We start from the raw sequence: 21,574 nt of genomic DNA, 5'->3' as shown, positions 1-21,574 counted from the left end.
GCGCGCTCTGCCTTGGGGATAGAACAGGCCTTACTCCAGGATCACGGCATCCTGAAGGCCGTAGGTGGTGGCGATTTCCAGGGCGCTGCCGCTGGCGACCTCATCGGCCCAGAAGCTGTTGAAGGCATCCACCAGATCGGAGCCCTGACGGAAGCCCACGCCGTACTCCTCAGACTCCAGACCCTGAGCGTCGTTGAGGTTCAGGCTGTAAGAGAGGTCGGCATAGCTGGTGCCCTCGCCGGTCATGGCGGCGGCCATGAGCACGTCAATGACGGCGGCGTCGGAAGTTCCGGCGGCCACTTCCATCAGGGTGTTGGCCTGGGACTGCACCGGCACGGTGGTGGCGCCCAGGGCCACGGCGGCATCTTCACCGGCGGAGCCGGATTCCACGGCCACATTCAGGCCCTCCAGAGAGGTCAGGCCCTCAAAATCAGCGGCCTTATCGCTACTATAGACCAGGACCTGATAGTTGGTGCAGTAGGGGTTCGAGGTGCCCATGGCCGACAGGACCTCGTCGGTGAGGGTCATGCCGTTCCAGACACAGTCGATGGCCTTGGAGTTGAGCTCCTCCACCTTGTAGTCCCAGGTGATCTCCTGGAACTCCACGGAGACGCCCAGGCTCTCGGCGAATTCCTTGGCCATGTCGGCATCGAATCCGATCCACTCGTCGCTGCCTTCGGCCTTGTAGTCCATGGGCTCGAAGTAGGTGATGCCCACCACCAGGGTGCCCTTGTCCTTGACATACTGCAGATCGCTCTCAGTCTGCGCGGCGCTCTCCTGCGCATCGGAGGGCTGAGTGCTGGGGTTGGTGCTGGGCTGGGAGGTGGTACCGCCGCCGCAGGCGGTGAGAGAGAGGCCCAGCGCGCCGGCCAGGGCCAGAGAGAGCAGCTTCTTGTTCATATCATTCTTCCTCCATCCGTTCTGGCAGCGATACAGTGCTGCACTGTTGCTTTAGTATATTAACACAATAAAGTCTTTTTGTGAAGGGGGGAATGATAAAAATTTTTCAGGAACGAAAAAGCGGCGGAGCCAGAGAGGCTCCGCCGCGGGAACTTGGATTTAGATGCGGGCCACACCGGAGTCCCGGGCGGCCTGAGCCACGGCCTGGGCCACGGCGTCCTTGACGCGGGGGTCGAAGGCGGCGGGGAGGATGTAGTCGGCGTTCAGCTCCTCGTCGCTCACCAGCCCGGCGATGGCCCGGGCGGCGGCCACCTTCATGGCGTCGTTGATGTCGGAAGCACGCACATCCAGGGCGCCGCGGAAGATGCCGGGGAAGGCCAGAACGTTGTTGACCTGGTTGGGGAAGTCGCTGCGGCCGGTGGAGACCACAGCGGCGCCGCCGGCCTTGGCCTCGTCGGGGAAGATCTCAGGCACGGGGTTGGCACAGGCGAAGATGATGGCGTCCTTGGCCATGGTGGAGACCATCTCCTTGGTGAGGGTGCCGGGGGCGGACACGCCGATGAACACGTCGGCGCCCTGGATGACCTCGGCAAGGGTGCCCTTCTCGTGGTTGAAGTTGGTGATCTTGGCCATTTCCTCCTTCACGGGGTTCAGGCCCTCACGGCCCTCGTAGATAGCGCCGGTGCGGTCGGTCATGATGACGTTCTTCAGGCCCATGCTCATCAGGAGCTTGATGATGGCGATGCCGGCAGCGCCCGCGCCGGAGGTGACGATCTTCACGTCCTCGATCTTCTTGCCCACCACCTTCAGGGCGTTGAGGAGGCCCGCCAGGGTGATGACGGCGGTACCGTGCTGGTCATCGTGGAAGATGGGGATGTCGCACTGCTCTTTCAGCTTCTTCTCGATCTCAAAGCAGCGGGGAGCGGAGATGTCCTCCAGGTTCACGCCGCCGAAGGAGCCGGCCAGCAGGGCCACGGTGTGGACGATCTCGTCCACGTCCTTGGAGCGGACGCACAGGGGGATGGCGTCCACATCGCCGAAGGCCTTGAAGAGGACGCACTTGCCCTCCATGACGGGCATTCCGGCCTCGGGGCCGATGTCGCCCAGGCCCAGCACGGCGGTACCGTCGGTGACCACCGCCACGGTGTTCCAGCGGCGGGTGAGGTCGTAGCTCTTGTTGACGTCCTTCTGGATCTCCAGGCAGGGCTGGGCCACGCCAGGGGTATAGGCCAGGGAGAGGGCCTCCTTGCTGTCCACGGCGGCCCGGGGGGTCACTTCCAGCTTGCCCTTCCACTCATAGTGCTTCTTCAGAGATTCCACTGCGTAATCCATGGGGATTCCTCCTTTGATCGTCCGGCGGGGCGGCTCACCGCTCCCGCATGCTTGGTAGCTCAGTATTCAGTATACCGGATTTGTGGGGGCGGGAAAAGCCCCCGCGTATTTTTTTTCGGCAGGAGAAAAACCGGTATGCCCGGAGGACTTCCCAGGCATACCGGTTTTTTGCAGAATTACTCCGCCTTGGCAGCGCCCGCAGCGGCGGGAGCGGCCTTGGGGGCGGCGGGCTTCACCTCGGGGACCTTGCCGTCCACCGTGATGAGCTTGCGGGGGCACTTCTGGGCACAGATGCCGCAGCCCACGCACTTGTCGTAGTCGATGACGGCCAGGTTCTTCTCCACCGTGATGGCCTCCTTGGGGCAGGCCTTGGCGCACAGGGAGCAGCCGATGCAGCCGTTGTCGCAGACCTGGCGCACCACCACACCCTTGTCCTTGGAGGAGCAGGTGATGGCCACGTGGCGCTTGGTCTTGTAGGGGGCCAGGAGGATGATGTGGCGGGGGCAGGCGTCGATGCACTTCTTACAGGCCTTACACTTGTCCTCGTCCACCTTGGCCACGCCGTCCACCACGTGGATGGCGTCGAAGGGGCACACCTTCTCACAGGTGCCGAAGCCCAGACAGCCGAAGGAGCAGCCGGCAGGGCCGCCGCCGGGCAGGCGGGAGGCGGCGGAGCAGTCGGCGATACCGGCGTACTCGTACTTCTCGTGGCCGCGGCAGCCGCCGGTGCACTGCACCTGGGCGATCATCTTCACACCGGCCTCGGCCTTCACGCCCATGATCTCAGAGATCTTGGCGGTCACGGCGTCGCCGCCGGCGGCGCAGCAGTTGGTGGCAGCCTTACCGGCAGCCACAGCGGCGGCATAACCGGCACAGCCGGGATAGCCGCAGCCGCCGCAGTTGGCGCCGGGGAGCACCTCGGCGATGGCCTCTTCCCGGGGGTCCTTCTCCACGGCGAAGGCCTTGGAGGCGAAGGCCAGGATCAGGCCGAACACACCGCCCAGGACGCCCAGCACCAGCAGGGCATAAATCACAGTCATATCCATGTAAAATCCCCCTTAAAAGACACTCAGGCCGGAGAAGCCCAGGAAGGCCAGGGCCAGCAGGCCGGCGGTGACCAGCGCGATGGGGAAGCCTTCAAAGGACTTGGGGCACTCGGAGAACTCCAGGCGCTCCCGCACACTGGCGAAGAGCACGATGGCCAGCAGGAAGCCCACGCCGCCGGTGACGCCGTAGACCACGCTCTCGATGAAGTTGTAGCTGTTCTGGGTGTTCTGGAGCACCACGCCCAGCACGGCGCAGTTGGTGGTGATCAGGGGGAGGTACACGCCCAGAGCCTGATAGAGGGAGGGCATGGCCTTCTGGAGGAACATCTCCACGAACTGCACCAGGGAGGCGATGACCAGGATGAAGGTCACGGTCTGCATGAACTTCAGATCCAGGCTCAGCAGCAGCTGGTTGATGGGCCAGCACACGGCGCTGGCCACGCCCATGACGAAGATAACGGCCATGCCCATGCCCAGGGCGGTGTCGATCTTCTTGGAGACGCCCATGAAGGGGCAGATGCCCAGGAACTGGGAGAAGATAAAGTTATTGACCAGGATCGCGCCCAGGGCGATGCTGAACAGTTGTGCGAAATCCATTACTTGGACACCTCCTCTTTCGTGTCAGCGTTCTTCTTGGGCTTGTTGAGGAAGTACTGCATGGCGGCAATGACGCAGGCCAGGGTGAGGAAGCCGCCCACCGGCAGCACCATGCCCAGGGCGGGGATACCCTCGGGGAGGATGCGGATGCCGTCGCCGCCGTTGAGGATGCCGCCGCCGAAGGTGCCGTTGCCCAGGAACTCACGGACCACGCACATGATGACCAGGATGACGGTGTAGCCCAGGCCCTGGAACACGCCATCCACAGCAGAGGCAGCCACGCCGTTCTTGGAGGCGAAGGACTCGGCACGGCCCAGGATGATACAGTTGACCACGATCAGGGGGATGAACAGACCCAGGCTCTCACTCAGGTCGGGGAGATAGGCCTGGAGCAGCAGATCCACGATGGTAACGAAGCCGGCGATGACCACGATGTAGCAGGCGATACGCACCTTGCTGGGGATGATCTTCCGCAGCAGGGAGATGACCACGTTGGCGCAGGTCAGGATGACCAGAACCGACAGGCCCATGCCGATACCGTTGAAGAGGGTGGTGGTGATGGCCATGACGGAGCACATGCCCAGCAGCTGCACGGTAACGGGGTTCTGGGTAATGAGGCCCTCTTTGAATTGCTTTTTGATATCCATGATGACCCTCCTTAACCCATGCTGGCCGCGGCGGCCACAGCGCTGTTGACGGCGTTGCACACCGCGCGGGAGGTGATGGTAGCGCCAGTGAGGGCCTCGATGGTGCCGCCGTCCTTGGTGACGGAGGCGGTGCCGGTCAGACCCTGGAACTGCTCACGGAAGTAGTCCTTGCTGGCGTTGGCGCCCAGACCGGAGGTCTCGCTGGTCTTGACGATGGAGATGCCGGAGCAGGCGCCGTCGCTGGTGACGCCCACCATGACGGACAGGGTGCCGCTGAAGCTGCCGGAGGGGGAGACCTGGACCACATAGCCCGCACCCTCAGCCTCATAAATGGTGTCCACGGTGGCGTCGCCGCCGGCATAGGACGCGGTGACATCGGTATAGGCGCTGGCGGGAAGGACCTCGTTCATGGCCTTCTCGATCTTGGCCTGCTGGTTGGCGGCGATGGCGTCGGCGGTCAGGCTGTTCACCAGGCCCAGAAGCAGAGCGGTGATGGCGCTGATGGCGAAGAGCACCAGCACCAGCTGCGCCATGCCGGCTCCTTTTTTCTTGGTTTCATTCATGGCGCTTAACCCTCCTTTTTCGCGGCTTTTGCCTTGGCCTTCATCTCTTTGGTGACGCCAAAGCGAGCGGGCTTGCCGGCCTTATCCAGCAGCCACACGCAGATGTTCATGATGAGGATGGCGTAGCTGACGCCCTCGGCGTAGCCGCCGAAGTAGCGGATGAAGATGGTCAGCAGGCCGCAGCCGATGCCGAAGTAGATCTCACCCAGCTTGGTGACGGGGCTGGTCACATAGTCGGTGGCCATGAAGAAGGCACCCAGCATCAGACCGCCGCCGCAGAGGTTGTAGAGCATCCAGTCCACACGGTCGATGCCGCCCTGGGGGAAGAGGAAGCACAGCACCGCCACGGTGCCCAGGTAGGCCACGGGGATGCGGAAGCGGATGACGCCCCGCCAGATGAGGTAGATGCCGCCCAGGAGCAGCAGCAGCGCGGAGACCTCGCCCACGCAGCCGCCCACGTTGCCCACGAAGAGGTTGGCCAGGCCATCCTCCGGCAGGGTGTGGACCTTCAGGCCGGAGGCCACGTCCAGATGGGCGTGGAGGGAGGCCATGGGGGTGGCGCCGGTGGTGGCGTCGGCGGCGGAGAACACGCCCGCCCAGTTTTCCACACCGGGGCGGACCCAGGTGGTCATGGCCACGGGGTAGGACATCATCAGGAAGGCACGGCCAGCCAGAGCGGGGTTCATGAAGTTCTGACCCAGGCCGCCGAAGAGTTGCTTGACCACCACGATGGCGAAGAAGTCGCCGATGAGGAGGACCCAGTAGGGCAGGGTCACCGGGCAGACAAAGGCCAGCAGCACGCCGGTGACGGCGGCGGACAGGTCGCCGTTGGAGCAGGGCTTTTTCAGGAGCTTGCGGTAGCCCCACTCGAAGAACTCACAGCCCAGCACCGACACAGCGGTGAGGGTGAGGGCGCGGGGACCAAAGACGTACACCGCCATGCACAGGGCAGGCAGCAGGGAGATGAGCACGTCCAGCATCAGCCGCCGGGTGTTGACGGGGGAGCAGACGTGGGGAGAGGAAGCCACGGTGAGCTTCAGATTTTTCGTGTCGATCATGCCTTTTTGGCCTCCTTCTCTGCCTCGGCCTTGCGCTTCATGGCAAGGGTGCGGATCTCAAACTTGGCCATCCGGAAGGACTGGACCAGGGGCACCCGGGCGGGGCAGATGTAGTTGCAGGAGCCGCACTCGATGCAGTCGCCCACATGCATGGCCTCCGCCTCGTCCCACATGCGCTTCTCGGCGTACAGGTGCATGTACACGGGAGTCAGGTGCATGGGGCAGACGTTGACGCACTTGCCGCAGCGGATGCAGGTGGGGGTCTCCACATGCTCGGCGGCCTCGCCCTTGGTCATGCACAGCAGGGCGTTGTTGCCCTTGATGGTGCAGGCGTTCAGGTCGTAGAGGGCAATGCCCATCATGGGGCCGCCCACCAGGATGCGGTCGGGCTCCTCTTTGAAGCCACCGGCCTCTTCCACCAGGTGGGACATGGGGGTGCCGAAGGGCACCAGCACGTTGCGGGGCTCCTTCAGCGCGCCGCCGGTGAGGGTGACGATGCGCTGGGTGAGGGGGATGCCCTTCACCACGGCGTCATACACCGCAGCGGTGGTGCCAGCGTTGAAGACGGCGCAGCCCACGTGGGCGGGCAGACCGCCGGGGGGCACCTCGCGGCCGGTGATGCGCTGGATGAGCTGCTTCTCAGCGCCCTGGGGGTACCGGGTGCGGCAGGCCACGACCTCGATGCCGTCCTTGGCCAGGCCCTTCATGTGCTCAATGGCGTCGGGCTTGTTGTCCTCGATGGCGATGTAGCCCTTCTGGAGGCCAAAGGTGTGCATGAGGATTTTCAGGCCCTCGATGATCCGCTCGCCCTGCTCCAGCATGAGCCGGTGGTCGGCGGTGATGTAGGGCTCACACTCGGCGGCGTTGACGATCACCGTGTCCACCTTGCCGAGGCCGGAGCTGATCTTCACATGGGTGGGGAAGCCGGCGCCGCCCATACCGGTGAGGCCGCCCTCCCGGACGATCTCCACGATCTGGTCGGGGGTGAGCTTCTCATAGTCGGGGTGGGGGGTCAGCTCGGAGCCGAAGGTGTTCTGGAAGTCATTCTCGATGACCACCGAGTTCATCATGCCGCCGCCGCAGTAGGGCCGGGGCTCGATGGCCACCACCTTGCCGGAGACACTGGCGTGGATGGGGGCGCCCAGTCCGGTGGGGGCGGCGATCTTCTGACCGACGGTCACCGTATCGCCCACCTGGACCACGGGCGCGCAGGGCGCGCCCAGGTGCATGGACATGGACATGACGACCTGGGCCGGGGCTTTGCGCAGAGGCTCCACCGCCTTCCCGCAGGTCGCATCCTTCCGCTCGTCCGGATGCACACCGCCATAAAAGGATAGTTTCATAGGTCCACCTCACAAATCAGGCCCCTGACGGGGCCAGTGTTGGACGGATGCCGGAGGCATCCGTCCCGTCGCTCTCTTCTCTGCGCCGGATCGGCGCGATTTGACAACCCCTATCATAACGCAACCTGTGATAAATGTCCAGCGATTCTTCAATAATATTCCGCATTTTTATATAAACTGGCTAGTATAGTCAAAAAGAGCCTCAGATTGTTCGAAAATTGACGATCTTGGGCTGGGACCGGAACGGGGGGCATTTTTTCAATTTAGTGCAGTAGCACGCTATTGTCCGTAAAAAAGCGGTTGACAAACGGGGGGAGTGAGAGTATCATAATCAATAATTTCACGGTTTGCCGGGGCAGAGAGGCCCGGCAGATTCCATGATGGAAAAGGCGATGACTGGAACAGTACGCACGGCCTGACCGGCGCAGAGAGGGAGCGGCTGGTGGGAGCTCCTGCGGGGGCCGAGGGCGGAACATCAACCAGGAGCAGCCGGGCTGAACGCGGGGGACCGCCCCTGAAAGTAGGCCGGGCCGGAACGCCCACCGTTACCAGGGCAAGAGTGCACGGCGTTCTTGCGCCGTGAAATTAGGTGGTACCACGGAGTAGAGGCTTCGTCCTATTTGGGACGAGGCCTTTTGCGTTTGTGGGGAGAAAAAGGAGGACATACGCCTATGTTGATGAAAAGCCCTCAGATCCTGATGGAGTGCCTGCTGGAGCAGGGCGTGGACACCGTGTTCGGCTATCCCGGCGGGACCATCCTGAACATTTATGACGAGCTGGAGCTCCACGGATATAAAGAGAAGATCCGCCATATCCTGACCGCCCACGAGCAGGGGGCCTCCCACGCCGCCGACGGCTACGCCCGCGCCACCGGCAAGGTGGGCGTGTGCTTCGCCACCAGCGGCCCCGGCGCCACCAACCTGACCACCGGCATCGCCACGGCTTACATGGACTCCTCGCCTGTGGTGTTCATCACTGTCAACGTGGGCGAGAGCCTCATCGGTAAGGACTCCTTCCAGGAGGTGGACATCACCGGCATCACCATGCCCATCACCAAGTGCAACTACCTGGTGCGCCGGGCGGAGGATCTGGCCGACGTGATCCGGGAGGCCTTCGCCATCGCCCGCTCCGGCCGGCCCGGCCCGGTGCTCATCGACATTCTGAAGAACGTCACCTACGATTCCGCGGAGTATGAGTACCTGCCCGTGTCCGAGCACGGCCGCCACGGCCGCCTGGCCGCCATGCTGCGCCGCTCCAGCCACGACCTCAAGACTCCCGAGCCCGACCACGGCGACATCGACAAGCTCCTGGCCCTCATCGAGGAGGCCCAAAAACCTCTGGTGCTGGTGGGCGGCGGCGTCATCCGCTCCAAGAACGCGGTGCCCGAGTTCCGCAAGTTCTTCGAGACCCTCAACGCCCCGGTGGCCTCCACCATCATGGGCGGCGGCGCCTGCCCGGGCAACCACCCCCTCTTCACCGGCATGATCGGCATGCACGGCTCCCACGCGTCCAACATCGCCTCCAGCCAGTGCGACCTGCTCATCGCCATCGGCTGCCGCTTCTCCGACCGGGTGGCTACCCATCCCGCCACCTTCGCCAAGCAGGCCAAGATCGTCCAGATCGACATCGACCGCGCCGAGATCGACAAGAACGTCAAGACCTACCACCACATCATCGGCGACGCCCGCCGGGTGCTGGAGCTCCTGAACGAGAAGCTGCCTCAGCATGACTACCCCGAGTGGAAGGAGTTCGTGTTCTCCCACAAGGAGGTCCCCCTGAAAAAGGACGAGATCCTCCACCCCCACGAGATCCTGGAGACCATCTCCGACGTCACCGACGGCCAGGCCATCATCGCCACCGACGTGGGCCAGCATCAGATGTGGTCCGCCCAGTACTACCACTTCTCCCGTCCCGGTCAGCTCATCACCTCCGGAGGCTTCGGCACCATGGGCTTCGGCCTGGGGGCCGCCATGGGCGCCAAGGTGGGCAACCCCGACCAGGTGGTGGTCCTCTGCACCGGCGACGGCTGCTTCCGCATGAACTGCCATGAGCTCTCCACCGCGCAGTACTATAAGATCCCGGTCATCATCGTGGTCTTTGACAACCGCACCCTGGGTATGGTCCGCCAGTGGCAGCACCTCATCTACGGCGAGCGCTACTCTCAGACCGACCTGGACCGCGGTCCCGATTTCGTGAAGCTGGCCGAGGCCTACGGCCTCCACGGCGCCCGGGCGGCCAACCAGGAGGAGTTTGAGGCCGCCTTCCGCAAGGCGGTGGACAGCGGCGAGAGCTGGGTCATCGACTGCGACATCGACAAGGACGCCATGGTCCATCCCATGGTGTCGGCCGGCGCTCAGACCACCGATTTCCTGCTGGACTAACGATAAGGAGGGTAAGACTATGACGACGAAAGACAGCATGAATCCCGTCACCCGCCACACCCTCTCGGTTCTGGTGGAAAACTCTGCCGGCGTCCTGTCCCAGGTCTCCCGGCTCTTCTCCCGCAAGGGGTATAACATCGAATCTCTGGCGGTGGGCACCACCGACGACCCCACCGTCTCCCGTATCACCATTGAGCTGCTGGCTGACAACATGAGCACCGAGCAGATCATGAACCAGCTGCGCAAGCTCTTCACCGTCTACTCCGTGCAGGAGCTGCTGCCCGAGCGGTCCATCCGCCGGGAGCTGGTGATGTTCAAGGTCAAGGCCGAGAGCCACGACATCCGCAACGAGGTCATCCAGATCGCCAACATCTTCCGGGCCTCCATCATCGACGTCTCCCTGAAGTCCCTGACCCTGGCCCTCATCGGCGACGAGGACAAGGCCGAGGCCATGCAGGGCCTGCTGGACGCCTTCGGTATCCTGGAGCTGGTGCGTACCGGCATGGTGGCCCTGGAGCGCGGTGCCTATACCATCGGCGACGAGACCAAGGAAAAGACCGAGTTCAACCTGGGCAAGAACGTGCTGTAAGGGCCACCAGCCGCCAAGTTCAACCTGGGCAAGAACGTGCTTTAAGGAACCGGAAATCTTTTTTGAGATTGTATCACAGGTATCATTCTTTTCCCCGCGCCTGTGGTATCATAGGACGAAACAAGGAACCAACCACTTTTGTTTATATAAAGGAGTGCAGAACTATGGCTAAGATGTATTACGAGAAGGATTGCGAGCTGAGCTATCTGGACGGCAAGAAGATCGCCATCATCGGCTACGGCTCTCAGGGCCATGCTCATGCCATGAACCTGAAGGATTCCGGCTGCGACGTGTGCGTGGGCCTGCGCGAGGGTTCCAAGAACTGGGCCAACGCCGAGAAGGCCGGCCTGCAGGTCAAGACCGTGGCCGAGGCCGCCAAGTGGGGCGACATCGTCATGATGCTCATCAACGACGAGGTCCAGGCCGAGGTCTATAAGAAGGACATCGCTCCCTACATGACCGAGGGCAAGGCCCTGGCGTTCGCCCACGGCTTCAATATCCGCTATCAGCAGATCGTCCCGCCCGCCGGCGTGGACGTGTTCATGGCCGCCCCCAAGGGCCCCGGCCACACCGTCCGCTCCACCTACGTCAACGGCAAGGGCGTGCCCTGCCTGGTGGCCGTGGAGCAGAACGCCACCGGCAACGCCTATAAGATCGCCCTGGCCTACATCGCCGGCATCGGCGGCGCCCGCGCCGGTGTGATGGAGACCACCTTCCACGACGAGACCGAGACCGACCTGTTCGGCGAGCAGTGCGTGCTGTGCGGCGGCGTGGTCGACCTGATGAAGTGCGGCTTCGAGACCCTGGTGGAGGCCGGTTACGAGCCCGAGAACGCCTACTTCGAGTGCATCCACGAGATGAAGCTCATCATCGACCTCATCAACAAGGGCGGCGTGGCTGCCATGAACTACTCCATCTCCGACACCGCGGAGTTTGGCGAGTACGTCTCCGGTCCCCGCGTCCTTCCTTATGAGGAGACCAAGAAGAATATGCGCAAGGTTCTGGACGACATCCAGGACGGCACCTTCGCCGGCCGTTGGATCGCCGAGAACAAGAACGGCCGCACCTTCTTCAACTCCAAGCGCGCCCAGCTCAAGAAGCACCAGATGGAGATCGTGGGCGAGGAGCTGCGCAAGAACATGATCTGGGGCGGCGACAAGGACCTGGACACCGCTTCCAACTAAAGAAAACGCAAACAGAGCCGCGGGACCCTTTCACGGGGACCCGCGGCTCTTTCTTTTAAGGTAGCAGGGCGGCCATGTCGGCGGGGAGGGGGGCCTCCAGGTCCAGCGCCGCGCCGGTGATGGGGTGGATCAGGTGGAGCTGCCAGGAGTGGAGGGCGGCCCGGCCGATGAGGGTACGGTCTTCCACCCCGTAGAGGAAATCCCCGGTGAGGGGACAGCCCAGATAGGCCATGTGGACCCGGATCTGGTGGGTGCGCCCGGTGTCCAGCTCCAGCTCCACCAGGGCCCGGCCTCCGGCCTTCCGGAGCACTCGGTAGTGGGTCCGCGCCTCCGCCCCGTCGGGGCGGACCTCCCGCTTCAGCACGGAGCCCTCCGCGCGGCCAATAGGGGCGTCCACCACGCCCGAGGGCGGATTTGGCACACCGTCGCAGACGGCCAGATAACGCCGCCGGAAGCCGCCGGTGTGGAGGCGGCCCTTCAAAATCTCCTGGGCGTGGGCGTGTTTGGCCACGCACATCAGCCCGGAGGTACCCCGGTCCAGCCGGTTCACCGACCGGAACTGGATGGTCTGGCCGGTCTTTAAGTAATAATCCGCCAAGAAATTACCTAGCGTATCGTCGTGGTGGTCGGGGCTGGGGTGGACCGCCACACCGGGGGCCTTGTTGACGATGAGCAGGTCCTCATCCTCGTACACAAGGTCCAGCGGCCCGGGCCGGGGGACCACTCCGCTCTCCACCGCCATATCCCCCACCAGCACCGAGAGGACCTGCCCCGCCCGGGCGCGGGCGGTGACGAACACCGGCGCACCGTCCAGCAGAATGCCCTCCGGCTCCCGCTTGGCCCTCTTGACCACGGTGCCGGAGAGGCACAACGTCCGCCGCAGGAGGGTGTCCACGCTCTGGCCGTCCTTCTCCGGCGGCACGGTCAGCGTCAGCCGCCGGGGTGTCCGTTGTTCCATAGATCTCTCCTTTCTCAGTGCGTGTCAACAGCCAGCAAGATTACCACAAGAGCCAGCCATAGTAGGGCAAAACAAATCAGCGCCGTTCCAAAGTATTTGGAAATATGAGGATATTTTTCCCGCAGTGGATGGTGGAACCGGGCAAACAGGTCCCGTTTCCAGCACAGCAACCCAGCTATGCACAGGATGAGGGCGATGATGACGCACAGCAGAGGTGTTTTCTGTTCCATGGCTTCTCCTCCTGCTCGAGCGGGATTTTTGACTATTATAGACCATACTACGGCGGATTGCAAAGCCGGGGCCGACGGTTTGTCCTTCACAGAAAATCCTCCTATTTTCAAGTGGGGAAAAAAGGGGTATAATAATAAAATCAATCTTGGCACAAGAACGAGGTGGAACCCATGCCAGGAAAACTCGGCATTTACATCCATATCCCCTTCTGTCGCCGTAAGTGCGACTACTGCGATTTTTACTCCCTGGCCGGACGGGAGGACCAGATGGACCCCTATCAGAAGGCCCTTCTGGCCCACATCAAGGAGACGGCCCCCCTGGCCAAGGGCTATCAGGTGGACACCGTGTACTTCGGCGGCGGCACCCCCAGCTATTACGGTGAAAAGCGCCTGCGGGAGCTGCTGGGCGAGGTGAACAAGCGCTTTGACGTGGCCCGGGACGCGGAGGTCACCGTGGAGTGTAACCCCGACAGCGTGGACAAGAAGATGCTCTGCAAGCTGCGCCGGGCGGGCTTCAACCGCATCTCCCTGGGCGTCCAGTCGGCCTGCGACCAGGAGCTGCAGAGCATCTGCCGCCTGCACACCTTCCAGCAGGCCAAAGAGGCCGTGGCCGCCGCCCGGGAGGCCAAGTTCAAAAACCTGAGCCTGGACCTCATCTACGGCCTGCCCGGCCAGGACCTGGACTCCTGGAAGGAGAGCGTGGAGCAGATCCTGGCGCTGGAGCCGGAGCACCTGTCCTGCTATGGTCTGAAGGTGGAGGAACACACCCCCCTGGCCCTTCGGGTGGCGGGCGGACTGCCCCTTCCCGATGACGACGCCCAGGCCGACTGCTATCTCTGGGCGGTGGAGCGCTTGGAGGAGGCGGGGTACAAGCAGTACGAGATCTCCAATTTCGCCAAAAGCGGCTTCCAGTCCCGGCACAATCTGAAATACTGGATGGGCAACCCCTACATCGGCTTCGGGCCCGGGGCCCACTCCGACTTTGGCGGGCGGCGCTACTCCTTCGTGCGCAGCCTGGACCGCTACATCGACGGCGTGCTCCACGGCGGCTCCATCGTGGATGAGTCCGACCTGATCCCCCAGCGGGAGCGGGGCAGCGAGTACCTGATGCTCCGCCTGCGCACCACCCGGGGTATTGAGGAGTGGGAGTACCGCCGGGAGTATTTCATGAACTTCGACCCCATCGAGCAGCGCATGGAGGAATACGAGCGCCAGGGCTGGGCCGCCCGGCAGGACCGGCGGTGGTATTTCACCCCCAAGGGCTTCCTGGTGTCCAATCAGCTTATCGGCGAGCTGCTGGAGATCCAGGAGAAGGCCGCCCTGGAGCAGCTCCTCCCCAAGCTCCGCCAGAATCGGGGTAAAACCAACGGGGCGGAAGGCTGATTCAGGGACCTTAATGGGAAGAACAGCGCTTTTTTTGGCATTCCTGCCGGTTTACAATCACAACAGATTGTGTTAACATAAATGCAGTTTCCTGGGCGCCCGGCCGCGCAGTGGCCGGGCGCCTTCGTCTGTTATCCGCCGGGACCCCGGCGGGCGCTATCACCTATGGGAGGATTTTTACCTATGACAACTCTTCGTAAACGGCTTGTCGCGGCAGCCGTGGTCCTGGGCATGACCAGCTCCATGGCCTCGGCCTCCGTGGCACTGGGACACGACCTCCACCAGGGAAATGTGGACCTGTCGGTGGGGACCGACATCACGCAGCAGATCTTCTGGAGTGATACATATTCCGATCTGCGCACCGAGCACTATCTCACCTACACCCCCAACAGCGACGTGCTCCCCACCGTCGCCTATGGAGACACCATCCTCTCCCGCGCCACCCTCACCTCCATGGCCCAGTCTCTGGAAAACCAGGGCAAGCGTGTGGTGGGCGGCATCAACGGCGACTATTACGCCCTGTCCACCGGCTCCCCGGTGGGTGTGGTCATCACCGACGGCGTGATCGAGTCCGCCCCCTCGGTGGACAGCACCGCCAGCGGCTCCTGGTACGGGGGCATCGGCTTCCGCAGCGACGGCACCGCCTTCATCGGCCAGCCCAAGATTGCCATCCAGGCCTACTGGGGCGGTACCGGCCACAACATCACCGGCGGCCTCAACAAGGTGCGCACCAGCACCGGCGGCTACACCCTGCTGAACAGCTCCTTCAGCTCCACCACCCAGAACACCAGCGCCGGCGTGGACGTGGTCCTCAGCCTGGTCACCGACCAGGTGGGGGAGACCGTCACCCGGGCTGACGGGGTGAACCTCACCATCACCGACGAGCCGATCATCGGCGGGCGCATGGTCTTCCAGGTGGAGCAGGTGCTGGAGTCCACCGGCTCCATCTCCATCCCGGAGGGCAAGTACGTCCTCACCGTCAACAACCAGTGCGGCGCGGCCTGGACTGATCCGCTCAAGGCCCTCAAGGTGGGCGAGACGGTGGAGATCGACTTCACCAGCCGGGACACTGCCAACGACTGGTCCCAGGCAGTGGAGGCCATCGGCGCGCCCAGCAGCCTGGTGACCAACGGTACCGTCAATTACAGCAGCTTCAGCGGTGACAGCAACGCCAAGTCCACCCGGGCGCGTACCGCCATCGGCATCAAGTCCGACGGCACCGTCATCTTCTACACCCTGGACGGCGGCCAGTCGGGGTACAGCGTGGGCTGCACGCTGGAGCAGACCGCCATGCGGCTCATCGAGCTGGGCTGTGTGGAGGCCATCGCCCTGGACGGCGGCGGCTCCACCACCATCGGAGCCACCTATCCCGATGAGAGTGCCCTGGGTGTGGAAAACAAGCCCTCCGACGGCCAGCAGCGCTCCAACAGTACCGCCATCTTCCTCACCACCGATCTCCAGCCCACCGGCGTGCTGGACCACTACTATGTGACCCCCAGCTCCAGCCTGCTCCTCTCGGGCGCCAGCGTGCAGTTCAGCGCCACGCCGGTGGACACCTCCTATTACACCATGCAGAACACCGGTGACGCGGTGACCTACTCCATCCAGAACGGAGACGGCGCCATCACGGTGGACGGCCTCTTCACCGCCAGCGGGGAGAGCGGCACGGCCCAGATCGTGGCCACCGGCGCCACCGGCCGGACCGGCGTGGCCTCGGTGACGGTGGTGAACAGCCCCGACTCCATCGCCGTGACCAACCAGAGCAGCGGCCAGGCGGTCAGCACCCTCAACCTCAGCCCCGGCCAGCAGGTGGACCTGCAGGCCAGCGCCACCTGGCGGAAGCTCTCCCTGCTCTCGCAGGACACCTGCTACACCTGGACCTGTGACAGCGCGGTGGGCACCATCGATGAAAACGGCGTCTTTACCGCCGGCATGGACAGCGCCAGCGGCAACATCACCGTCAGCTACGGCAGCAAGAGCGTGACCATCCCGGTGACGGTGGCCGGTCACGTCAAGACCCTGGAGACCTGTGAGGGTGACCTGTCCGCCTTCACCAACACCGACAGCGCCACCGCCTCGGCGGAGACCAACCTGACCTATGTCCACAACGGCCGCCAGAGCCTGAAGCTGGACTACGACACCACTGACTCCGGCACCGCCAGCCTGGCCGTGAACCTGCCCCTGCCGGAGAACGAGAGCTACCTGGGCGTGTGGGTCTACGGCGATAACTCCGGCAACACCCTCACCGCCACCGTGGCCGACCGGAATGGCGAGACCAGCAACATGGCCATCACCGCCCTCAACTTCACCGGCTGGAAGCATGTGGTGGCCGCACTGCCCGCCAACGCCGCCACTGTCCTGACTCTGTCGGTGGTCTACGGCGGCGGGGAGAACGCCGCCAGCGGTTCCTTCTGGCTGGACCACTTCACCACCTCCAATGAGAACATCAGCGACGTGACGCCCCCGGTCATCAAGCTCTCCCTCTCGGGGAACCAGGTGACCGCCACCGTCACCGACGACGTGGACCGCAACCTCAGCGGCGACGGCGTGACCGTGCTCTATGACGGCAAAGCGGTGGAGAAGAGCTGGAATGAGGCCACCGGCGTCCTCAGCGCCACCCTCCCGGCCTCGGACGGCTACGCCCACCGGGTGACCGTGGAGGTCTCTGACGCCAGCGGCAACCTGGCCCGTGCCTCGGCCGACGTGGCCCCCAGCGCCGCCAATCAGAACGTGTTCACCGACATGACCAACCACTGGGCGGGGCTGTACGCCACCTACCTCTACCGCTCCGGCGTGACCCAGGGCACCGGCGAGCCCGGCGGAGCCCTGGTCTACTCCCCCGACCGGAACATCACCCGGGCGGAGTTCTTCGCCCTGGTGGCCCGCTGGCTGGAGCTGGACCTGACCGCCTGGGAGAATGTGGAGCTGCCCTTCGCCGACGCCGACCAGATCCCCTCCTGGGCGCTGAGTGAGATCAAGGCCATGTACGGCCTGGGCATCCTCTCCGGCAGCGATGTGGGCGGCGTCCTCTACGCCAACCCCAACGCCAACATCACCCGGGCCGAGGCCATCACCATCCTGGGCCGCACCCAGGCCAAGGGCTATGCCTCGCCCGAGCTCACCGCCACCGACGCCGCCAGCGTCCCCTCCTGGGCGCTGAGCTACATGCAGATCCTCTCTGCCCAGGGCGTGGTCAGCGGCTACAACGGACAGATCAGCCCCAACGCCTCCATCACCCGGGGCGAAGTGGCCGTCCTCCTGTACAAGATGCTCTGATGAATCGAAAAACACCCCCCGCCTTCTCAGAAGGCGGGGGGTGTTTTTTCCGCCGGGGAGCCCTGTCCAAGGCGGGCGGGGTCTGGTATACTGAGAAAAAGACCGATGTGTCCCGAACTGACACAGAGAGTACAAAACTTTAGCTTATCTTTCAGGTGAAAGGGGGGAGGCGGTATGAAGGACCGCATCCTGATCGTGGAGGACGAGGGGAAGCTCCGGGAGGTGCTGTGCGACTACTTCCGGAGCAAGGGGGCGGAGCCCGCCGAGGCCGCGGACGGCCTGAAAGCCCTGGAGCTTCTGGGGGAAAACTCCTTCGACGCGGTGCTGCTGGACATCATGATGCCCGGACTGGACGGCCTCTCGGTGTGCCGGGCGGTGCGGCGGGAGAGCGACGTGCCCATCTTGTTCCTCACCGCCCTCTCCGACGAGGAAGACAAGCTCCTGGGCTACGAGCTGGGGGCGGACGACTACATCACAAAGCCCTTCACCCTGTCGGTGCTCTACGCCAAGACCATGGCCCTCATCCGCCGCAGCCGGGGGGCCATGCGCACCGGCGACCGACTGGAGGCGGGGGGCATCTCCCTGGACCGCTCGGCCCGGCGGGTGACGGTGGGGCGGCAGGAGATTTCCCTCACCCCCAAGGAGTACGCCCTGCTGCACTGCCTGATGGTGAACAAGAACATGGTCCTGAGCCGGGAACAGCTGCTGGTGAAGTGCTGGGGCTACGACTACGAGGGGGAGTCCCGGGCGGTGGACACCCACATCAAGCGTTTGCGGGAGAAGCTGGGGGATGCCGCGGGGTGTATCAAAACTGTCATCAAAGCGGGTTACAAACTGGAGGGGTGACTGTGAAAAAGCTGCGCACACCGGGCGCCATGGCGGCCACCACCGTCCTGGTGGGAGGTCTGGCACTCCTGATCTGGCTCGCCGGAATGTACTGCACCACCTCGGTGACCGCCGAGTACGCCGCGGAGCGCTGTTTGCAGGACTATGGGGAGCGGGCCGACGAGCTGATGCAGGGGAATATTGCCATCCGGATGGACAACATCGCAGAGCTGGACGCCGAATATGCCAATTACAGTAAAAATCTGATCTGGACGGCGGTGGACTACGATTTGTACCGCCACGGGTCGCCTCTGACCGAGGGAGAGGGCGGTTTCCTGCCACGGCGGGATGGGAAGGAGTATGTCTGGCAGGCCACCGCCGCCTTTGACGCCCAGGGCAATTTGCTGGCGGGGAGCTGGGAGGACTATATCTATTTCGAGTACCTCACCGAGGAACAGTGGCAGACGGGGGAGGAGCGCTCCCACAGCAGCGCCCGGGCCCTCTTCGACCGACAGTACCTCAATGAGGCGGGAAGGGAGGCGTTGAACAGCAGCTTTCACTTCAACGCGGAGGCCCTGCGCCTGACCGGCTCCTTTGACGGGGAGACCTTCACCCCGGTGACCATGGAGTGCATTGATCGGGGTGCGTTCTGGACCGCCCTCACGGAGCAGGGGGGTGGCAGCTATACCGTCTCCGGCATCGTGGAGAAATACGATCTGCCCTGGATCACCTTCTATGAAAACCCCGACGCCCTGCCCCCGGGGACCGAGACGGTCACTTTTTATTCCGACTGGTTCGACGTCTGTTACAACGAACCCTCCCCGGCCCTCTCGTACCGGGGCGAGCGGTATGAGAATGTCGCCGCGCTGGTGTCCGCCCTGGGCCCGGAGCTGAAAAACGGACGGCAGAACCTGAGCAAATTTGAGGGTTGGAAGCAGATTCTGGCCAGCATGAGCTACTGCTACGAGTACGATGGAACCATCTACTGCACCCCCTATTATTACGGCCCGTTCAACTACGAGGACGGGGGCGAGACCCTGCACTTTTACCTGGTCAGCGTGGTGTATGCCTCCCCCTGGCGCACCGCCCTGGGGGAGCTGCGGTGGTTCTATGTGGTCACCTTCCTGCTGGGGGCGGTGCTGACCCTGTTGGTGCTGCGCATCCTCCGGCGTCAGCTCATCCGGCCGGTCCGGCTGGTGGAGGAGGCCCTCCGGGAGCGGAAGAGTCTTCTGGACCTGGCACCGGGGGAGGACTGGTCCTGGCGGGAGGGGGAGGCGCTGAAACAGAGCTTCTACCTGGCCGCCGACCGGGGCCGGAGCGATCAGAACGAGATCACCCGGCTGAACACCGCCCTGGACTTCGCCAAGACCGCCGAGGAGAACCGACGGCAGATGACATCCCACATTGCCCACGAGCTGAAAACGCCCCTGGCGGTGGTGCACAGCTACGCCGAGGGGCTCAAGGAGCACATTGCGGAGGATAAACGGGACAAATACCTGGACGTGATCCTCTCCGAGACCGAGCGGATGGACGCCATGGTGCTGGAGATGCTGGACCTCTCCCGCCTGGAGGCGGGCAAGGTGAAGCTGGCCCGGGACACCTTCTCCCTGGCGGAGCTGACCCGGTCCATCTTTGAAAAGCTGGAGCGGGCGGCCGAGGCGAAAGAATTGCAGCTGACCTTCCGCTTCCCGGAGGATACCACCGTCACCGCCGACGAGGGGCGCATTGCCCAGGTGGTGGAGAACTTCGCCACCAACGCCGTTAAATACACCCCCGTAGGGGGCAAGATCACCGTTTCCATTTATCGGCGGTGGAACAAGACCACCTTCGCGGTGGAAAATGAGTGCCCACCCCTCTCCGACGAGGCGCTGGCCAAGGTGTGGGATACCTTCTACCGGGCGGACGAGGCCCGCTCCGGCGGCGGCACCGGCCTGGGACTGGCCATCGCCAAGAGCATCATCGAGCTTCACGGCGGCAAGTGTGAGGCACACAACAGCCACAACGGCGTTTACTTTGCCTTCACCATCTGAACCGTGTCCACCCATAAGAAAAACCGGCCCCCGCTCATCGAGCGGGGGCCGGTTTTTGGGGTTACTTCAGGTAGTTCATGAACATCTGGGCCACTTCCGCGCGGGAGGCGGTGCCGGTGGGGTCCAGCAGGCCGCTGCCCTTGCCGGAGAGGATGCCCTCGGACACAGCCCACTTCAGGCTGTCCACCGCCCAGGCGGAGGCGCTGGAGGCGTCCGTAAAGGCGCTCAGGTCAGCCTTGGCGCTGACGTCGTCCCCCTTGTAGGCCGCGTAGCGGTACAGGATGGAGGCCAGCTGTTCCCGGGTGATGGGGTCGTTGGGGCCGAACTTCTCATTGGAGTAGCCGCTGACCAGACCCTCCAGGCGGGCCCAGTACACCGCGTCGGCATACCAGGCGTCCGCGTCCACGTCGGCGTAGGGGTAGCCCAGGACCTCGTTGTCCAGGCTGGGCTTGCCCTCCAGGTTGTAGAGGATCTGGGCCATCATGGACCGGGTCAGGGTGGCGGTGGGGGCAAAGGTGGTGGAAGAGGTGCCGGTCATCAGGCCCTTCTCCACGGCGTAGGCCACCGCGTCGGCGTACCAGGCGTCGGGGTCCACATCGGTGTAGGGCAGGTCGCCCAGCGGGGTGTCGGGCTCTTCAATGTCGGTGCCGCCGCCGGAGGAGGAACCACCACCGGAGCTTCCGCCGCCGCCGGAACCACCGGAGCTCTCCCGGGTCACCTGGATGGTGAAGGGGGCGGAGCTGGTGTCGCCGGAGGTGGAGACATCATCCAGAATGGTGACGATCTTGGAGTGGCCCAGCGTGATGGACACATCCGCGCTGCCGGAATAGCTGAAGGTCAGACGGGCCACCTGATAGGAGCCGGAGAACTGGTTTTTCGTGTCATAGAAGCCGAAGAAGTACCGGTCGTCTTTGGTCAGCTGGGGGCTCTTGGAGGCGTTCTGGATGGCCTCGTCCAGGAAGGTGACGCCGGTGACCGTCACGCCCTCCGGCAGATCCACGCCGAACTCCGCCCCGGCAAAGGCCTCCTTCTGCGAGAGAGAGACATCCACCGTAAAGGTAGTCTGGTTCTCCGACAGAGTGACCTTGGTCACCGAGGGGGTGATGGTGGCCGCCTGGGCCGCACCCATCAGCATGAGCGCACACAGAAGGGCCAAACCGGCCTGTTTGATGATTCGCTTCAAAGTTGGGTCCTCCATTTCGGGGCGGGGATACCGTGGATTTCCAACGGTA

At 63.8% G+C, this 21,574-nt stretch carries 18 protein-coding genes and 1 other annotated feature; of the genes, 7 read left to right on the top strand and 11 right to left on the bottom strand.

Annotation, left to right across the window (positions count from 1 at the left end):
- Window positions 1-30 precede the first annotated feature (30 nt).
- From B5G43_RS06445 to rsxC, 8 genes are all read right to left on the bottom strand, one after another.
- Entirely contained in the window at window positions 31-900 is an 870-nt protein-coding gene (locus B5G43_RS06445; protein ID WP_087259652.1) for a transporter substrate-binding domain-containing protein, read from the bottom strand.
- A 159-nt stretch (window positions 901-1,059) separates the two neighbouring features.
- Complete coding sequence (locus tag B5G43_RS06440) at window positions 1,060-2,232, bottom strand: malic enzyme-like NAD(P)-binding protein (protein WP_087259651.1); 1,173 nt, start codon at window positions 2,230-2,232, stop codon at window positions 1,060-1,062.
- A gap of 176 nt (window positions 2,233-2,408) precedes the next feature.
- Window positions 2,409-3,278: an RnfABCDGE type electron transport complex subunit B gene (locus tag B5G43_RS06435; protein ID WP_087259650.1), complete on the bottom strand. Its 870-nt coding sequence runs from the start codon at window positions 3,276-3,278 to the stop codon at window positions 2,409-2,411.
- Between the two features lie 12 nt (window positions 3,279-3,290).
- Complete coding sequence (gene rsxA, locus B5G43_RS06430) at window positions 3,291-3,875, bottom strand: electron transport complex subunit RsxA (RefSeq protein WP_087259649.1); 585 nt, start codon at window positions 3,873-3,875, stop codon at window positions 3,291-3,293.
- A complete protein-coding gene (locus B5G43_RS06425) occupies window positions 3,875-4,522 on the bottom strand; it encodes an electron transport complex subunit E (RefSeq protein WP_087259648.1) in 648 nt (215 codons plus the stop codon). Before B5G43_RS06425 ends, rsxA begins: the two co-directional genes overlap by 1 nt.
- A gap of 11 nt (window positions 4,523-4,533) precedes the next feature.
- Complete coding sequence (locus B5G43_RS06420; protein ID WP_087259647.1) at window positions 4,534-5,085, bottom strand: RnfABCDGE type electron transport complex subunit G; 552 nt, start codon at window positions 5,083-5,085, stop codon at window positions 4,534-4,536.
- A gap of 5 nt (window positions 5,086-5,090) precedes the next feature.
- Window positions 5,091-6,143, bottom strand: a complete 1,053-nt coding sequence (locus B5G43_RS06415; RefSeq protein ID WP_087259646.1) for an RnfABCDGE type electron transport complex subunit D — start codon at window positions 6,141-6,143, stop codon at window positions 5,091-5,093.
- Window positions 6,140-7,486 carry an electron transport complex subunit RsxC gene (rsxC, locus tag B5G43_RS06410; RefSeq protein ID WP_087259645.1) on the bottom strand — a complete coding sequence of 449 codons (1,347 nt, stop codon included), beginning with the start codon at window positions 7,484-7,486 and terminating at the stop codon, window positions 6,140-6,142. The genes B5G43_RS06415 and rsxC overlap by 4 nt, the downstream gene beginning before the upstream one ends.
- 383 nt (window positions 7,487-7,869) lie before the next feature.
- Window positions 7,870-8,108, top strand: a binding site (T-box leader).
- Between the two features lie 49 nt (window positions 8,109-8,157).
- Between rsxC and ilvB the strand changes: the two genes are divergently transcribed.
- The 3 genes from ilvB to ilvC all read left to right on the top strand — a co-directional run bounded on the left by ilvB (window position 8,158) and on the right by ilvC (window position 11,640).
- Window positions 8,158-9,867: a biosynthetic-type acetolactate synthase large subunit gene (gene ilvB, locus B5G43_RS06405; protein ID WP_087259644.1), complete on the top strand. Its 1,710-nt coding sequence runs from the start codon at window positions 8,158-8,160 to the stop codon at window positions 9,865-9,867.
- A gap of 19 nt (window positions 9,868-9,886) precedes the next feature.
- Window positions 9,887-10,456 (top strand): acetolactate synthase small subunit, encoded by a 570-nt coding sequence (gene ilvN, locus B5G43_RS06400; RefSeq protein WP_242960485.1) that lies wholly within the window; start codon window positions 9,887-9,889, stop codon window positions 10,454-10,456.
- Window positions 10,457-10,620: 164 nt separating this feature from the next.
- The gene (ilvC, locus tag B5G43_RS06395; protein ID WP_087259642.1) at window positions 10,621-11,640 is read left to right on the top strand and encodes a ketol-acid reductoisomerase; all 1,020 of its coding nucleotides are present in this window, start codon (window positions 10,621-10,623) and stop codon (window positions 11,638-11,640) included.
- Between the two features lie 55 nt (window positions 11,641-11,695).
- On the opposite strand, the gene B5G43_RS06390 is transcribed toward ilvC, so the two are convergent.
- Both B5G43_RS06390 and B5G43_RS06385 read right to left on the bottom strand, forming a co-directional pair.
- Window positions 11,696-12,598, bottom strand: coding sequence for an RluA family pseudouridine synthase (locus B5G43_RS06390; protein ID WP_087259641.1), 903 nt, complete (start codon window positions 12,596-12,598; stop codon window positions 11,696-11,698).
- A gap of 14 nt (window positions 12,599-12,612) precedes the next feature.
- Complete coding sequence (locus B5G43_RS06385) at window positions 12,613-12,828, bottom strand: hypothetical protein (RefSeq protein WP_087259640.1); 216 nt, start codon at window positions 12,826-12,828, stop codon at window positions 12,613-12,615.
- 171 nt (window positions 12,829-12,999) lie between these two features.
- On the opposite strand from B5G43_RS06385, the gene hemW reads away from it, so the two are divergent.
- The 4 genes from hemW to B5G43_RS17995 all read left to right on the top strand — a co-directional run bounded on the left by hemW (window position 13,000) and on the right by B5G43_RS17995 (window position 20,342).
- Window positions 13,000-14,211: a radical SAM family heme chaperone HemW gene (gene hemW, locus B5G43_RS06380; RefSeq protein WP_087259639.1), complete on the top strand. Its 1,212-nt coding sequence runs from the start codon at window positions 13,000-13,002 to the stop codon at window positions 14,209-14,211.
- A 183-nt stretch (window positions 14,212-14,394) separates the two neighbouring features.
- Entirely contained in the window at window positions 14,395-17,487 is a 3,093-nt protein-coding gene (locus B5G43_RS06375; protein WP_087259638.1) for a phosphodiester glycosidase family protein, read from the top strand.
- Between the two features lie 174 nt (window positions 17,488-17,661).
- Window positions 17,662-18,333 (top strand): response regulator transcription factor, encoded by a 672-nt coding sequence (locus B5G43_RS06370; protein WP_087259637.1) that lies wholly within the window; start codon window positions 17,662-17,664, stop codon window positions 18,331-18,333.
- 2 nt (window positions 18,334-18,335) lie between these two features.
- The gene (locus B5G43_RS17995) at window positions 18,336-20,342 is read left to right on the top strand and encodes a HAMP domain-containing sensor histidine kinase (protein ID WP_087259636.1); all 2,007 of its coding nucleotides are present in this window, start codon (window positions 18,336-18,338) and stop codon (window positions 20,340-20,342) included.
- Between the two features lie 61 nt (window positions 20,343-20,403).
- On the opposite strand, the gene B5G43_RS06360 is transcribed toward B5G43_RS17995, so the two are convergent.
- Window positions 20,404-21,525 carry an S-layer homology domain-containing protein gene (locus B5G43_RS06360; RefSeq protein ID WP_158097375.1) on the bottom strand — a complete coding sequence of 374 codons (1,122 nt, stop codon included), beginning with the start codon at window positions 21,523-21,525 and terminating at the stop codon, window positions 20,404-20,406.
- Between the last annotated feature and the right edge of the window lie 49 nt (window positions 21,526-21,574).

The organism is Flavonifractor sp. An92, from assembly GCF_002159175.1.
GTDB lineage: Bacteria > Bacillota > Clostridia > Oscillospirales > Oscillospiraceae > Pseudoflavonifractor_A.
This window is presented reverse-complemented; position numbering and strand designations above follow the sequence as displayed.

Bases quoted from the DNA above. Each gene is read 5' to 3' on its own strand.
- B5G43_RS06445 (WP_087259652.1), bottom strand. From the start codon at position 900: ATGAACAAGAAGCTGCTCTCTCTGGCCCTGGCCGGCGCGCTGGGCCTC.
- B5G43_RS06440 (WP_087259651.1), bottom strand. From the start codon at position 2,232: ATGGATTACGCAGTGGAATCTCTGAAGAAGCACTATGAGTGGAAGGGC.
- B5G43_RS06435 (WP_087259650.1), bottom strand. From the start codon at position 3,278: ATGGATATGACTGTGATTTATGCCCTGCTGGTGCTGGGCGTCCTGGGC.
- rsxA (WP_087259649.1), bottom strand. From the start codon at position 3,875: ATGGATTTCGCACAACTGTTCAGCATCGCCCTGGGCGCGATCCTGGTC.
- B5G43_RS06425 (WP_087259648.1), bottom strand. From the start codon at position 4,522: ATGGATATCAAAAAGCAATTCAAAGAGGGCCTCATTACCCAGAACCCC.
- B5G43_RS06420 (WP_087259647.1), bottom strand. From the start codon at position 5,085: ATGAATGAAACCAAGAAAAAAGGAGCCGGCATGGCGCAGCTGGTGCTG.
- B5G43_RS06415 (WP_087259646.1), bottom strand. From the start codon at position 6,143: ATGATCGACACGAAAAATCTGAAGCTCACCGTGGCTTCCTCTCCCCAC.
- rsxC (WP_087259645.1), bottom strand. From the start codon at position 7,486: ATGAAACTATCCTTTTATGGCGGTGTGCATCCGGACGAGCGGAAGGAT.
- ilvB (WP_087259644.1), top strand. From the start codon at position 8,158: ATGTTGATGAAAAGCCCTCAGATCCTGATGGAGTGCCTGCTGGAGCAG.
- ilvN (WP_242960485.1), top strand. From the start codon at position 9,887: ATGACGACGAAAGACAGCATGAATCCCGTCACCCGCCACACCCTCTCG.
- ilvC (WP_087259642.1), top strand. From the start codon at position 10,621: ATGGCTAAGATGTATTACGAGAAGGATTGCGAGCTGAGCTATCTGGAC.
- B5G43_RS06390 (WP_087259641.1), bottom strand. From the start codon at position 12,598: ATGGAACAACGGACACCCCGGCGGCTGACGCTGACCGTGCCGCCGGAG.
- B5G43_RS06385 (WP_087259640.1), bottom strand. From the start codon at position 12,828: ATGGAACAGAAAACACCTCTGCTGTGCGTCATCATCGCCCTCATCCTG.
- hemW (WP_087259639.1), top strand. From the start codon at position 13,000: ATGCCAGGAAAACTCGGCATTTACATCCATATCCCCTTCTGTCGCCGT.
- B5G43_RS06375 (WP_087259638.1), top strand. From the start codon at position 14,395: ATGACAACTCTTCGTAAACGGCTTGTCGCGGCAGCCGTGGTCCTGGGC.
- B5G43_RS06370 (WP_087259637.1), top strand. From the start codon at position 17,662: ATGAAGGACCGCATCCTGATCGTGGAGGACGAGGGGAAGCTCCGGGAG.